Origin of the sequence: Cupriavidus oxalaticus (genome assembly GCF_004768545.1) — a bacterium.
Lineage (GTDB): Bacteria > Pseudomonadota > Gammaproteobacteria > Burkholderiales > Burkholderiaceae > Cupriavidus > Cupriavidus oxalaticus_A.
Window position 1 is genome coordinate 1513620 of the sequence record NZ_CP038635.1, and the last position, 14280, is coordinate 1527899.

The 14280-nt window shown below is 67.3% G+C and carries 11 protein-coding genes; 8 read left to right on the forward strand and 3 right to left on the reverse strand.

Features of this window, described 5'->3' with window-relative positions; genetic code table 11:
• Positions 1-237: 237 nt before the first annotated feature.
• Both E0W60_RS17855 and E0W60_RS17860 read right to left on the reverse strand, forming a co-directional pair.
• Positions 238-1461 carry a polyhydroxyalkanoate depolymerase gene (locus E0W60_RS17855; RefSeq protein ID WP_135705103.1) on the reverse strand — a complete coding sequence of 408 codons (1224 nt, stop codon included), beginning with the start codon at positions 1459-1461 and terminating at the stop codon, positions 238-240.
• A 747-nt stretch (positions 1462-2208) separates the two neighbouring features.
• The gene (locus E0W60_RS17860; RefSeq protein ID WP_133098308.1) at positions 2209-3135 is read right to left on the reverse strand and encodes a LysR family transcriptional regulator; all 927 of its coding nucleotides are present in this window, start codon (positions 3133-3135) and stop codon (positions 2209-2211) included.
• Positions 3136-3384: 249 nt separating this feature from the next.
• Here E0W60_RS17860 and E0W60_RS17865 point away from each other — a divergent pair, with 249 nt between their 5' ends.
• The 4 genes from E0W60_RS17865 (at position 3385) to E0W60_RS17880 (ending at position 7581) form a co-directional block, all read left to right on the forward strand.
• On the forward strand, positions 3385-4563 hold the full coding sequence (locus E0W60_RS17865) for a CaiB/BaiF CoA transferase family protein (protein ID WP_135705104.1): 1179 nt from the start codon (positions 3385-3387) through the stop codon (positions 4561-4563).
• A 62-nt stretch (positions 4564-4625) separates the two neighbouring features.
• Positions 4626-5441 carry an HpcH/HpaI aldolase/citrate lyase family protein gene (locus tag E0W60_RS17870; protein WP_135705105.1) on the forward strand — a complete coding sequence of 272 codons (816 nt, stop codon included), beginning with the start codon at positions 4626-4628 and terminating at the stop codon, positions 5439-5441.
• A 106-nt stretch (positions 5442-5547) separates the two neighbouring features.
• Positions 5548-6396, forward strand: coding sequence for an FAS1-like dehydratase domain-containing protein (locus tag E0W60_RS17875; protein WP_135705106.1), 849 nt, complete (start codon positions 5548-5550; stop codon positions 6394-6396).
• Between the two features lie 24 nt (positions 6397-6420).
• Positions 6421-7581 carry an acyl-CoA dehydrogenase family protein gene (locus E0W60_RS17880; RefSeq protein ID WP_135705107.1) on the forward strand — a complete coding sequence of 387 codons (1161 nt, stop codon included), beginning with the start codon at positions 6421-6423 and terminating at the stop codon, positions 7579-7581.
• A 180-nt stretch (positions 7582-7761) separates the two neighbouring features.
• On the opposite strand, the gene E0W60_RS17885 is transcribed toward E0W60_RS17880, so the two are convergent.
• A complete protein-coding gene (locus E0W60_RS17885) occupies positions 7762-10191 on the reverse strand; it encodes a TonB-dependent receptor (RefSeq protein WP_135705108.1) in 2430 nt (809 codons plus the stop codon).
• 159 nt (positions 10192-10350) lie between these two features.
• On the opposite strand from E0W60_RS17885, the gene E0W60_RS17890 reads away from it, so the two are divergent.
• The 4 genes from E0W60_RS17890 to E0W60_RS17905 are packed head-to-tail and all read left to right on the forward strand — an operon-like array spanning position 10351 to position 14167.
• The gene (locus E0W60_RS17890; RefSeq protein WP_135705109.1) at positions 10351-11163 is read left to right on the forward strand and encodes an ATP-binding cassette domain-containing protein; all 813 of its coding nucleotides are present in this window, start codon (positions 10351-10353) and stop codon (positions 11161-11163) included.
• The gene (locus tag E0W60_RS17895) at positions 11160-12164 is read left to right on the forward strand and encodes a PQQ-dependent catabolism-associated beta-propeller protein (RefSeq protein ID WP_135705110.1); all 1005 of its coding nucleotides are present in this window, start codon (positions 11160-11162) and stop codon (positions 12162-12164) included. The genes E0W60_RS17890 and E0W60_RS17895 overlap by 4 nt, the downstream gene beginning before the upstream one ends.
• Positions 12157-13347 (forward strand): ABC transporter substrate-binding protein, encoded by a 1191-nt coding sequence (locus E0W60_RS17900; RefSeq protein ID WP_135705111.1) that lies wholly within the window; start codon positions 12157-12159, stop codon positions 13345-13347. The genes E0W60_RS17895 and E0W60_RS17900 overlap by 8 nt, the downstream gene beginning before the upstream one ends.
• A 10-nt stretch (positions 13348-13357) precedes the next feature.
• A complete protein-coding gene (locus E0W60_RS17905; protein ID WP_133098317.1) occupies positions 13358-14167 on the forward strand; it encodes an ABC transporter permease in 810 nt (269 codons plus the stop codon).
• The last annotated feature ends 113 nt before the right edge of the window (positions 14168-14280 follow it).

Genomic DNA, 14280 nt, shown 5'->3' on the forward strand with positions numbered 1-14280 from the left:
CTGAACGGGGTTGCCGGCACTGGCGGCTTCTTGGGCTGCTTGGGTTTTTTCGGTTCGCGAGTGCTGCGTAGTTGACTCTTTGCCATGATTGCTCCTGGTGCGTTGCTTGCCAAGATGGCAGTTCCAGCATACGCGCGCAGAAGCTCTAACCAAATGATTTTCATCACGGCCGCACGAAAAAGGCATGCGGGCAAAGGTTAGAGGTCCGCACCTCGCTTCCAGGCTGTGACATTGCGCTCAGTCCGCACACCGCTGGATGAACTGCGAAATGGCCGGCAGGATGGATTGCCGGAATCCCTGGCCGGCGAACGTCCCGTAGTGACCCACGCCGTCAACGACCAGGTGCGCTCTGCGGTCATTGGCAATGCCTGTGCAGAGTGCGTGGGCCGCTTCGGTCTGGCCCCGGCCGGTGATGTCGTCCTCGCTGCCTTCGATGGTCAGCAGTGACACGTTCGTGATGGCCTCGGGGCAGACGCGGCGCTGGCCAACCTCCATGCAGCCGCGGCACAGGTGATGCTCCAGGAAAACCTTCCGGATGGTTTCCAGGTAGTACTCGGCCGGCACGTCGAGCACGGCGTTGTACTCGTCATAGAACTGGCGATGCCTGGCGGCCTCGTGCTGCCTGCCATCGACCAGGTGGCGGTAATAGTCAAGGTGCGCGCCGGCGTGGCGTGCGACGTTCATCGAGACGAAGCCAGCAAGCTGCAGGAAGCCGGGATAAACCTTGCGCCCCCGTCCCGGGTAACTGTCGGGTACGCGTTCGATGACATTCGACTCGAACCATGGCAGCGAATATCTTTGCGCGAACCGGTTGACCGCCGTCGGGCTGACGCGGGTGTCGATCGGCGCGGCGATCAGCGTCATGGAGCACGGTTGGGCGTGCTCGTTGTCCTCCGCCATCTGGGCGGCCGCACAGAGCACCGGAACCCCTGGCTGGCATACCGCCACGATATGCGTGCCGGCGCCGAGGTATCGCATGAACTGCTTGAGGTAATCGACGTAATTGCCAAGGTCAAAGCCGCCCGCATCGAGCGGGACCAGGCGCGCGTCGGCCCAGTCGGTAATGTAGACATCATGCCCGGGCAGCAAGGCTTCGACCGTCGGGCGCAGCAGCGTGGCGTAGTGGCCCGAGAGCGGCGCCACCAGCAGCACGCGGGGACCGGGGCTTGGCATGTCCTTCCTGAAATGCAGCAGCCGGCAGAAGGGCGCCTCGATCAGCACGGTATCGGTAACCGGCACCTGTTGACCGCACACGATGACCTCGTCGATGGCGAAGCGAGGCTTCCCGTAGGACCTGGTCAGCCGGGTAAACAAATCAAGCGCGGCACCGGCCTCGCGCATCCCGGGCAGCCACGCGATGGACTCGCCCCAGAAATCGACGGCACGCTGACCCGCTTCGATCATGGCCCCGAGCGGCCCGACCGACTGCAGCGTGAGTTCACGCAGAGCATAGAGCGCCATGGCAATCCCTGCCTTCCGAAAATATGGTTGCCGCGTTGATCCAAGGCCGGGTCCGGCAAACCGGGCCTCTTGCTGGCGCGATGCCGCGATCGCTTCAGCGCACAGGGTGCGCCGGACAGCTGCAGGAGCGACTTCGCTCAAGGCAAAGCGGCGGACGGCAGGCTTGTAACGCAGGTCGGCAGGCGGTAGGCGGGCGTTGAAGCGCCGTGGTGAGGCGCTGGGCACGGCCGAAGTGCCGTCGGTGACGAATTGCCTGAGCGCGGATAGCGGGCGTCTTGCCGGGACGGCTGTTCCGGCTGCTGTGGCCGGATGCGAGCGTGCCGCTCAGGCCGCACGCGAATCGATTGGAATGCTGCATGACGTCCCCACTGCTCAGGGCTACCGACCTTGCAAAGTCGGCGGAACAACATGCAATCAAGTTACTTCATTTACATTCAGTAACACATTCGATGAAACCCTACTGCAACGCCTTGCATACGGTTTTTCGCCGAAAGTGACTGACGTGGCATGGTTTGTCGAAGCCGTCCGTGCCAGGGCACTTGCGAAGTGATGCTTGATTACCGGCGCGCCGCTGCAAAAGGCACCGGCACCAGAGCAATTTGTAAATCTTTGCAAGCGGCGGGCGTGCTGTCGCCGGAGCAGTCACACATGATCCATGTTGCCCCCGGGCCAGGCGCCCTCGAGCACCAGCCGCTTCGGGCAATCCTTTCGCGATCCGCCAGGCGCGAGAAGGCTGCCTGGTGTGGGTCATCTTGAAAGCGCGCCTTCCGGGCTCCCGCCCGCGGCCTGCGCCACTTCGATCAGTTCATCGATCAGCGCCTTCGCGCACCCGGGCAAGCCGTCCAGCTCGCGCACGATCACCGCGCGCTCGCGTACCGCCCAGGCCTCGGGCAACTCGATGATGTCGATCTTCATGGTCTGGCGATGCCGCAATGCGGCCGACAACGGCACCACGCCGATGCCGACGCCGGCTTCGATCATCCGGCACATCGCTTCGAAGCTGCGGATCTGGATGCGGATCTGCAGCTTGCGGCGCTGGTCGCGCACGAGTTCGGTCAGGAACGCATGCAGCGTGCTGCCTTCATGCAGGCTGACATGCTCGTATTCGAGCGTGTCGTCGAAGGTGACGTTCTTCTTCCGCGTCAGCGGATGTCCCACCGGCGTGGCCAGCACCAGCTTGTCGGTGCTGAAGTGGATGACCTCCAGCCCTTCCGCATTGAGCGGTCCGGAGATGATGCCAAGGTCCGCGCTGCCGTCCAGTATCCCGCGGATGATGTCCCGCGTCAGGCGTTCCTGCAGGTCAACGGTGACGGCAGGGCGCTCCGCCATGAAGCGGGCCAGCACCTCGGGCATGAACTCGGTGACCGCCGTCGTGTTGGCAAAGATGCGGATATGGCCGACCGAGTCTTTCGAATATTCCTCGAACTCGCTGCGCACGTGCTCGAACTGGCGTTCGATCACGCGTGTATGCCGCAGCAGGCGCTCGCCGGCCGGGGTCAGGGCCAGGCCCTTGCTTTCGCGGTAGAAAAGCCGGGTGCCGAGCTGGTCTTCCAGCGCCTTGAGTCGCGCGCTGGCCGCCGCGGGCGACAGAAATGCCTTTCTCGCCCCGCGCGACAGGTTCTCTTCTTCGGCGATGCGCGCAAACAGCCTCAGGTCGGCAAAATCAAAATGCATGGGGGCTCCTTGGGCGTAACTTTATCAAGGTGCCGCATGGAGCGTAAACCGTTGCCGGGCACGCCAGGGCGGTGCTTTCGGCGTGGGTGAACGGCTGCTTCGAGAAAACGAGATTTACGGGCCATGCCGGGGCTGCGAGACTTGCAGCGAAGCGGCTGGCGATGCGACTAGCGAAGCGGGCCGCCGACCGGATCCCCGCCGTTCGTGCCGCGATGGCAGTGCGAGCGCAATCTTCACGAAAAGGCTGCTATGCGTCCCCTTGATGGCATTACCGTGGTTTCCCTGGAGCATGCGATTGCTGCGCCGTTCTGTACCCGCCAGCTGGCAGACCTGGGTGCGCGCGTCATCAAGATCGAGCGGCCGAAGGTCGGCGACTTCGCGCGCGGCTACGACGAGCGCGTCGACGGCATGTCGTCGCACTTCGCCTGGACCAACCGCTCGAAGGAAAGCCTGGCGCTGGACCTGAAGCATCCGGAAGCGCCGGCAATCCTGCAGAAGATCCTGGACCAGGCCGATGTGCTGGTGCAGAACCTGGCACCGGGTGCCGCCGACCGGCTGGGCCTGTCCTACGAAGCGCTGTCGCAGCGCTATCCCGGCATCGTCGTCTGCGACATCTCCGGCTATGGCAACGACGGTCCGTACCGCGACAAGAAGGCCTATGACCTGCTGATCCAGGCCGAGTCCGGTTTCGTCTCGATCACCGGCACGCCGGAGAGCCCGTCCAAGGCGGGCTGCTCGATCGCGGATATCGCGGCCGGCATGTATGCCTACACCAATATCCTGGCGGCGCTGCTGCAGCGCGGCAAGACGGGGAAGGGCGCCCATATCGATGTGTCGATGCTGGAAAGCATGGCCGAGTGGATGAGCTTCCCGCTGTACTACGCCTTCGACGGCGCCACGCCGCCGCCGCGCGCCGGCGCCTCGCATGCCACCATCTTCCCGTATGGGCCGTTCACCGCCGGCGACGGCAAGACCATCATCCTGGGCCTGCAGAACCAGCGCGAATGGGAGGCCTTCTGCCGTGTCGTGCTGGAGCGGCCGGAACTCACCAGCGACGAGCGCTTCGTCACCAACTCCCTGCGCTCGAAGAGCCGGGTCGAGCTGACGCAGGTGATTACCGAGGTCTTCGCCGCACTGACGATCGACGACGTGGTCGAGCGGCTGGAGCGCGCGCAGATCGCCAACGCGCGCATGAACGACATGCGCGACCTGTGGAACCATCCGCAACTCAAGGCACGCGAGCGCTGGACCTCGGTCCGGTCCCCGGTGGGCATGATCCCCGCGATGCTGCCGCCTGGCCTGTCGAATGCTTTCGAGCCGCGCATGGATGCCATCCCAGCGCTGGGCGAGCACAGCGAAGCGATCCTGCGCGAGCTCGGCTACAGCGGCGATGACGTTGCGCGGCTGCATGCGGAGGGCGCGATCTAGTCCGCGCCGGTTCCTTCCGCCTGTTTTTCTGTTTTTGCCATCTTCCCGCCAGCAGAGTTTCCATGACAACCACCGCTATCGCCCGCTCCTATCTTTTCGTCCCGGCCAACCGCCCGGAGCGCTTTGCCAAGGCTCACGCCTCGGGCGCCGACCGGGTCATCCTCGATCTCGAGGATGCCGTATCGGAAGAAGACAAGGACCGCGCCCGGCACTTGCTCGCCGATTACCTGGCGGCAGGCGGTACCGGCCTGGTACGCATCAACGCTACGCAGACACGCTGGTTCGAGGACGACGTGCGCGCCTGCCTGAAACCTGGCGTGCAGGGCGTGGTGTTGCCGAAGGCGGAGAGTGCCGCGCAGGTCGCGCAGGTGACCCGGCACCTGCCACCGGCGATCAAGGTGCTGCCCCTGATCGAGACGGCCGCCGGCATGACCAGCGTGGCGGAGATCGCGGCGGCGCCGGGTGTGGAGCGCCTGATCTTCGGCACCGTGGACTTCCGCACGGAGCTGGGCATCGAGGGCGACGACCAGGAGCTACTGTTCTTCCGCTCCATGCTCGTGCTGGCTTCAAGGACCGCGGGCATTGCACCGCCGGTGGACGGGGTGACGGTCTCCATTGCCGATGCCGATGAGCTCCGCGCCGCCAGCACACGCGGCCGGCGGCTGGGATTCGGCGCCAAGCTCTGCATCCATCCGTCGCAGGTCGAGGCGGTGAACACGGCATATCGCCCGTCGGAAGCGCAGCTGGCATGGGCCGCGCGTGTGATCGAGGGCGCAAAGTCGAGTCCCGGTGCCTTCCAGCTCGATGGCGAGATGGTCGACGCGCCTGTGATCGCGCGCGCGGCCGACCTGCTGCGCCAGGCGGGCCGCGCCGGCTGAAGACTGCTTTCCGCGCGGGCGAATGGCTCGTTCCGAACTTTCGAATTGGAACGCAGCGCCGCAGCGCGCATAGTGGAACCCACGCAATCAACACCAGAGAGATGTGATGGACGTTGTGAAGTTGAAGGAATGGATCGGCAGGACCACGGAAAGCCATGACGAGATCACTGCCTATCCCGTCAAGGCCCTGGCGGCAACGCTGGACTATGAGAACCCCGTAACGGTCCGCGGCACGGCCATCGCGCCGCTCTGGCACTGGCTGTACTTCCTGCCGCTGCACCGCCAGTCCGAGCTGGGTGCGGACGGCCATGCGAGCCGCGGCGGCTTCCTGCCGCCGGTGCCGCTGCCGCGCCGCATGTGGGCTGGTGGCCGGCTCTGGTTCCACCAGCCGCTGCGCGTCGGCGATGCGGTCTCCAAGGTGTCGCGCATTCTCGATGTGAGCGCCAAGACCGGCCGCACCGGGTCGCTCGCCTTTGTCACGGTCGAGCACAAGTACTCGGGCCCCGATGGCCTGGCGGTCACGGAAGAGCATGACATCGTCTACCGCGAGAACGCCTCGCCCAACGCGCCCGCACCGGAACCGGTCCCGGCGCCGACGGACGAGGAGTGGGTCCAGGAGGTGGCGACCGACCCCGTGCTGCTGTTCCGCTTCTCCGCGCTGACCTTTAACGGCCATCGCATCCACTACGACAAGCAATACGTGACGGCGGTCGAGCACTACCCGGACCTGATCGTCCACGGCCCGCTGCAGGCGATGCTGCTGATGGAACTGGTGCGCAACAACCTGCCGGATGCGGTGGTCAGGAGTTTCTCTTTCCGCGGTGTCCGCCCCACCTTCGTGCCGCAACGCATATACGTCTGCGGCAAGCGCAGCGCGGACGGCAAGTCCGTCGAGCTGTGGATCCGCCATGAAGATGGCGCCCTCGCGATGAGCGCGTCGGCAGAACTGAACTAACCCCGGCAAGTTGGAGACAAGGCTGTGCAGAACCGAATCGATGAATACCAGGAAATCCGTGAAGCCGTGCGCGACCTGTGCGGGCAGTTCTCGTCGGAGTACTTCCGCAAGGTTGACGAAGTGCGGGGCTATCCCGAGGAATTCGTCAATGCACTGACCGCGGCCGGCTGGCTGGCCGCGCTGATCCCGGAAGAGTATGGCGGTTCGGGCCTGGGCCTGACGCAGGCCTCCGTGATCATGGAGGAAATCAACCGTGCCGGCGGCAACTCGGGCGCCTGCCACGGCCAGATGTACAACATGGGCACGCTGCTGCGCCACGGCTCGGCCGAGCAGAAGAAGCTGTACCTGCCCAGGATCGCCAGCGGCGAACTGCGCCTGCAGTCGATGGCCGTGACCGAGCCGACCACGGGCACCGACACGACAAAGATCAAGACCACCGCCGTGCGCAAGGGCGACAAGTACGTCGTCAACGGCCAGAAGGTGTGGATCTCGCGCGTGCAGCATTCGGACCTGATGATCCTGCTGGCGCGCACCACGCCGCTGGCCGAGTGCACAAAGAAGTCGGAAGGCATGTCGATCTTCGTCGTCGACCTGCGCGAAGCGATCGGCAAGGGCCTGACCGTCCAGCCGATCCTCAACATGGTCAACCACGAAACCAACGAGCTGTTCTTCGACAATCTTGAAATTCCGGCCGAGAACCTGATCGGCGAGGAAGGCAAGGGCTTCAAGTACATTCTCGACGGCCTTAACGCCGAGCGCACACTGATCGCTGCCGAGTGCATCGGCGACGGCTACTGGTTTATCGACAAGGTGACCAAGTACGTCAACGAGCGCGTGGTGTTCGGCCGCCCGATCGGGCAGAACCAGGGCGTGCAGTTCCCGATCGCCAGGGCCTTCGTCAACGTCGAGGCTGCCAACCTGATGCGCTTCAAGGCGGCAAAGTTGTTCGACGCGCACCAGCCGTGCGGTGCCGAAGCCAATATGGCCAAGATGCTGGCGGCGGATGCGTCGTGGGAAGCGGCTAATGCCTGCCTGCAGTACCACGGCGGCTTTGGCTTCGCGGCGGAGTATGACGTCGAGCGCAAGTTCCGCGAGACGCGCCTGTACCAGGTGGCGCCGATTTCGACGAACCTGATTCTTTCGTACGTGGGCGAGCATATCCTGGGGATGCCGCGCTCGTTCTGAGGCGATTACGCGCGAGCGCTGGTGCTTGCCACCACCCCGGCGCAAACGCTCCCTTCTCCCGCGCGCGGGGCCTCGCTGGGCCGGCGCTCGCACGCTGATGGATTTCATCTGCCTGCACCTCGAACGGCAGGCCGAAAACTGGGGGGCGGCGCAGCTTGCAGGCGGCCTCCTGAAGGCCATCTACATCCGGTACACCAGCCCCACCCAGACGCTGCGCGGCGCCCCCGGCGCCACGAACAACGCCGTCGCGGCATCGCCGGGCGCCACATGCGGCTGCACCAGGCTGCCGCCGGGAAAGACGTTGTTCGCCACTTGCCCATAGGTCTCGTAGCGCCGGTCAAACAGGTTGGCCACGCGCGCATAGACCTCGAAGCGCTTGTTCACCTTGTAGGCGGCGCGCAGGTTGACGGTGGCGTAGCCAGGCACATGCCAGTCGGCGGTTTTGGGCGGCTGGCCTGGTTGCGTATCCCCGCGCAGGCCGTCCTCGTTGCCGCTGGCGACGCTGCCGGACACGGCGACCAGGTCGGCGCCCAGCGTCAGCCCGGCCAGCGGCTGCCAGTCGGCGCCAAGCTTGAGCGTATGGCGCGGCAGGCCGGCCATGCGCATGCCGGGCTGGATCTCGATGGTGCGTTCGCCGACCGCCAGCTGGCCTGCCGCCTGGTAGGTGGCCTGCAGGTAGCTGTAGGCCAGCCGCAGCGTAACGTCGCCAACCCGCTGGCGCGCGCTCAGGTCGAGCCCCTGGTTGCGGGTGCGGTCGAAGTTGGCGAAATAGCCGAGCCGGGTGTCGGGCGCGCGCAGGAAGAGGATGTCGTCGTGGTTGTCGATGCGGTAGAGCGTGGCGGTGACCTCGGTGTCCTTGCCGGGGCGCCAGCGCACGCCGGCTTCATAGGCGTGCGAGACCACCTGCTTCAGGTAGGGATCGGCCTGCAGCCCGGCCGGCAGGCGGCACGGGCGCGCGGGGTCGGCGCAGCCGAGTTCGAGCACCGTGGGCACGCGGTTGTTCTGCGCGTAGCCGCCGAAAACCGTGACGCCGCCGCCCAGCTTCTGCACCAGCCCCAGCGCGGGATTGAGGCGGCGGTAAGTAAAGTTCTCGCGCGGCTGCTCGCTGCCGTCGCTGTTGCGCAGCGTATTGCTGACGGTGGCGAGATTCCACCGCGCCGACGCCGTCAGGAAGGTGCTGGGTGTCAGCGACCAGGTGTCGGCCAGGTAGGCGCCGAAGGTGCGCGCGTTGCCGCTGACGCCGGAGAACAGCGCATTCGGCTCCGCCGGGTCGGCCACGGCGCCGCGGTCCGCGGTAAACGTGCCGGGCTGCTCGAACTGGGAATAGGTCAGGCGGCTGCGGTCCAGGCTGACGCCGGCGTTGAGCACGTGGCGATCGGTTTCCCGGGAGAGGCTGAGCGCCACGCCGACGGTCTGCTGCCGCATATGGGTGGTGTTGACCACGGCGGGATGCAGCGCGGCGCCTTCGGCGCGGGTCACGCCGCAGTCGCCGCTGCGCGGGCTGCCGTCGGCATTGAAGCCGTCCTCGCAGGCTTCCGCATATTCCTCGTAATCGGGATTGACGTCGCCATTGGTGGTGTCGCGGCGGCTGTTGCGCACGTAGGCGAGGGCGGCGGCGCTGGTCTTGTCGTCGAACCAGTGGCGGCCGTTGACGGCAACCTGGGTCACCTGGTTGCGGGTCTGGTCCGGGTAGGTATACACGGCGCGGCGGTTCGATTGATAAATATCGGGCAGCGTCGCGCTGCCGTCGGCCCGGTAGGACGGCACCAGCCCGTTGCCGGTCAGCGTGCTGCGGCCGTGCAGCAGCGAGACGTCGACGCTGTCCGTATCGCCCGCATAACCGGCCTTGGCGAACACGTTGCCGAGCCGCCCCGACGACTGGTCGCGCCAGCCGTGCTCCTGGAACAGCGTGCCGGCGGCGAAGGCGTGCCAGCCACTGTCGTTGCGCACGCCGCCCGACAGGTCCGCGCGCTTGCGGCTGCCGCTGCCATAGGACAGGTCGGCGGTAAAGCCCGGCGAGTCCAGCCCGGAGCGGGTGGTCATGGCCAGTGCGCCGCCCAGGCTGTTCAGGCCATAGGCCGGATTGCCGCTGGATACCAGCGATACGCTGGCGAGCGCGGCCTCCGGGATCATGTCCCAGCTGACCACGTCGCCAAAGGGCTCGTTGACGCGAATGCCGTCGAGATAGACAGAGAGCCCCTGCGGCACGCCGGGGATCGATGAGGCGCGGAAGCCCCGGTAGGTGATGTCGCTCTGGAACGGGCTGCCCTGGATGTCGTTGACGTTGACGCCGGCCAGGTTGCGCGCCAGGTAGTCGGCCAGGTTGCCCGCGCGGGTGCCGTCCAGTTCGTCGCCGCGCACGGTCTGCACGGTGTAGGGCACCAGGTCGCTGGCGACGCCGATACCGGGCAGCGGCGCCGCGGCGACCACCAGTACTTCGGGCAGCACCGCGCTGTCCTGTTTTTGAGCAGCGCTGTCCAGTTGTGCAACAGCGGGACGCTGGAGCAGCAGCCCCGCGGCCATGGCGATGGCCGTGGCAGCGCAGCGGCGGCGGGCTGCGGCATGGCGGAAAGCCTGCTTTCGCGCGGCAGGGAACGGGCTGGCTGGCATCTTGCATCTCCTCGGGCGTACACGGCGCCGCCTGCATCGGGCGGCACCTGAAATCGAACTGGCTGAGGAGTGAGCAGGTTCTGTACCTCGGGTATCGGGAAACACTCCGGCCTGGGCCCGGAACTCCGCCCACCAACGCCGACCACCATCCCCAGGAGCATGGCATTGGCTGACATCACCGCCACCCAGTCACCGCAGGCGCTGCGTTGTGAGTCCGTGCGCAAGGCCTTCGGCGCCCGCGTGGCGCTCGAGGGGGTCTCGCTCACAGTGCGGCGCGGCGAGTTCGTGGCGCTGCTCGGGCCCAACGGGGCGGGCAAGACCACGCTGTTCCAGGTCCTCACCGGCCTGTTCGTCGCCGATGCCGGGCGCGTGACGGTGCTGGGCAGCGATAGGCAAGATCACGACATGCGGCGCGATCCGGTGCGCGCGCTGGCGCGCCTGGGCATCGTGTTCCAGCAGCCGGCCATCGACCTGGACCTGCCCGTGCTGGCCAACCTGCGCTTCCACGCGGACCTGCACGGACTGCCGCGCCGCGTCGCCACGCAGCGCATCGCACGGCTGCTCGATGACTTCGGCCTCGCCGCGCGGGCGCGCGCGCCGGTGCGCGAGCTATCCGGCGGTAACCGGCGCAAGGTGGAGCTGGCGCGAGCGTTGCTGCACGAACCGGCGCTGCTGCTGCTGGATGAGCCTACCGTGGGCCTCGATCCGGCTTCGCGGGCGCAGCTGGTCGGCATTGCCAGGCGGCTCGCCGCGCAGGCGCAAGCCGGTGTGCTGTGGGCCACGCACCTGGTGCAGGAGGTGGAGCACGCCGACCGCGTGATCGTGCTGGACCGCGGCACCGTGCGCTTCGACGGCACGCCGGCGGCGCTGCGCGGCGTGGCCGGGCGCGACGACGTTGAGAGCGCGTTCCTGGCCATGACGCGGGCACCGGCCACTTCTGCCAACAACACGGAAAGGAGCGTCCCGGCATGAACAAGATGCCATCGCCCAAGTGGTTCGCCATCACGCTGCTGCTGGTGACGGCATTGCTGGTGGCCGCCGGGCTGGCCGAAGCGGCGCGCGTGGCCACTGGCCAGGTGTTCGTGTCGAGCGAGAAGGACGATGCCATTGCCGCCTTCGATGCGCGCAGCCGGCAGCAGCTGGCCGTGTGGCGCCAGTGCAAGCGGCCGCGCCACCTGCAGCTCTCGCCCGATCGTGCGCGCCTGTATGTAGCCTGCAGCGACGACCACCGCGTCGACGTGGTCGACGTGGCCAGCCGCAAGACGCTGGCTTCGCTGCCGGTGGGCGACGACCCTGAGCTGTTCGACCTGAGCCTGGACGGCCGCATGCTCTATGTCTCGAACGAAGAGGATGGCCTGCTCTCGGCCTACGACACCGCTTCGGGCAGGCGCGTGTTCGCGGTCAAGGTGGGCGAGGAGCCGGAGGGCGTCAAGGTCAGCGCGGACGGCAAGCGGGTCTACGTGACCTCGGAGGTGGCCAACCTGGTCCACGTGATCGACGTGGCCACGCGCAAGGTGGTGAGCAATATCCAGGTCGGCAACCGGCCGCGCCGGCTGCTGCTGTTGCGCGACGGCAAGGAGTTGTGGGTCTCGAACGAGCTGTCCGCCAGCGTCAGCGTGATCCGCACCGATACGCTGGAGGTGGCCCATACCATCCACTTCACGCCGCGGGGCTTCCGCGCCGGGGATGTGACCCCGGTGGGGATGGCGGCCAGCAGCGACGGCACGCGTGCCTATGTCGGGCTCGGGCGTGCCAATCACGTGGCGGTGGTGGACGTGGCGTCGCGCCGGGTGCTGGACTATGTGCTGGTCGGCCGGCGCGCTTGGGGGCTGGCGCTGAGCCGCGACAACGCCAGGCTCTATGTCGCCAACGGCCTGTCGGACGATGTCAGCGTGGTGGATGCCGCCAGCGGCAAGGCGATCGCAACCCTCAGGGCGGGCCGGGTGCCGCACTCGGTAGCGATCGATGACTGAACGCCTGCGCTCGCGCTGCCAGGCGGTTGCCGCCGCATTTGGCCTGCTCGCGGCTACCGTGCAGGCCGCAGAGGTGCGCGTGGCGGTGGTGTCGCTGGCCGGCGATCCACGCCATGAACCCCGCCGCCTCGCGCAGCGCTATCCGGGCCAGCCGCAAGGCCGGGCACTCGACGGCGCACAGGTGGCGGCGTCGGAGGCGCGTTTCGCCTTGGAGGCGATGGGCCAGTCGCTCAGGCTCGATGCGCAGGAAGCGCGCAGCGAAGCCGAAGTCGGGACTATGGTCGCGGCACTGGCGCGGCAGGGCACGCGCTTTATCCTGCTCGACCTGCCGGCCGCGTCGGTGCGGCAGGCGGCGGCCGCCGTCAGGCCGGGCGAAGCCCTGCTGTTCAACGTCTCGGCCCATGACGACGACCTGCGCGGCGCCGCCTGTTCGCCCGTGCTGCTGCACACGCTGCCCAGCCTGCGCATGCGCGCCGACGCCCTGATGCAGTACCTGGCGCAGCGCAAGTGGCGCCGCGCGCTGCTGCTGAGCGGCCCGTCGGCGGGCGACGCGGCGCAGCGCGACGCGCTGGTCCAGTCCGCGCGCCGCTTCGGCATCGCGTGGTCGGCGCAACGGACGTTCAGGCTGTCCAACGATCCGCACGAACGCGATCAGGCCAACCTGAACCTGCTGACCAGCGGCACCGACTACGACGTGGTGGTGGTCGCCGATGCCGACGGCGAGTTTGCCCGCGGCGTGCCCTATGCCACGCAGCTGCCGCGCCCCGTGGCGGGTGCCAGCGGCCTCGGCGCCCAGGCCTGGCACTGGGCCTGGGAGCGCAATGGCGGGCCGCAGCTCAACCGGCGCTTCACGCGCGCGGCGGGGCGCCCGATGACGGGCTACGACTGGGCCGCATGGGTGGCCATCAAGGCGATCGCGGAAAGCGTGGCAAGGCAGCCGAAGGCCGGCTTTGCCGCGCAGGCACAGGCGCTGGTCACCGGCAAGGTGGTGGTGGACGGCTTCAAGGGCCCGCCGCTGTCGTTCCGGCACTGGGACCGCCAGTTGCGCCAGCCGGTCATGCTGGCGCACCCCGACGGCGTCGTTGCCGTGGCACCGGTGGAAGGCGTGCTGCACCCGAAGAACAACCTCGACACCCTGGGCGCGGACGAGGCCGACACCCCGTGCCGCGCCCCGTCCTCGTAAGGCGCAACCCATGGCCACCGTGCTGATCCATCGCTGGCGCGCGCTGCGCGCCGTCTGCGGGCGCGAGCTGCGCAAGTACCTGCGCCAGCCCGGGCGCCTGCTGTCGTCGCTGGTGCGGCCGCTGCTGTGGCTGCTGGTGTTCGCGGCCGGCTTCCAGAATGCGCTCGGCGTCGCGATCGCGCCGCCGTATGAGACCTACATCGAATACAAGGTCTACGTGGCGCCCGGGCTGCTCGGCATGATCGCGTTGTTCAACGGCATGCAGTCGTCGCTGGCGATGGTGTACGACCGCGAGATGGGCGTGATGCGCCTGCTGCTGACCGCACCGTTGCCGCGCGGCTGGCTGCTCGGCTGCAAGCTGGTGGCGGGCACGGTGCTGTCGCTGCTGCAGATGGCCGGGTTCCTGCTGGTGGCGATGATGTTCGGCATCCGCTTCGAGCCGCTGCACCTGCTGCTTGCAAGCGGCGCCATGGCGCTGGCTGCGCTGATGCTGGGCGCGCTGGGACTGCTGCTGTCGGTCCATGTGCGCCAGCTCGAGAACTTTGCCGGCACCATGAATTTCGTGATCTTTCCGATGTTCTTTGTCAGCTCGGCGCTGTATCCGCTGTGGAAGCTGCAGGAATCGGGGGCGGAGATCGTCTATCAGCTCGCGCGCTTCAACCCCTTCACGCATGCGGTCGAGGCCATCCGCTTCGCGCTGTACGGGCAGGTGGCTCCGGTAAGCCTGGCGGTGGTGGCAGGCTGCGCGGCGGTGTTCTTTGCACTGGCGCTGCACGGCTACGACCCGCAGCGCGGCATGGCCCGCCGGGGGCAGGCTTGAACCGTGCCGCGCCCGGCATGGATGGCTGTTCAGATCTGGAGCAGGTGCAACGCAGTGTTGCGTGGTGACACGGCCGCCGGCACGCAATGCGGCCGCATCCGGCGTGCTCGCGC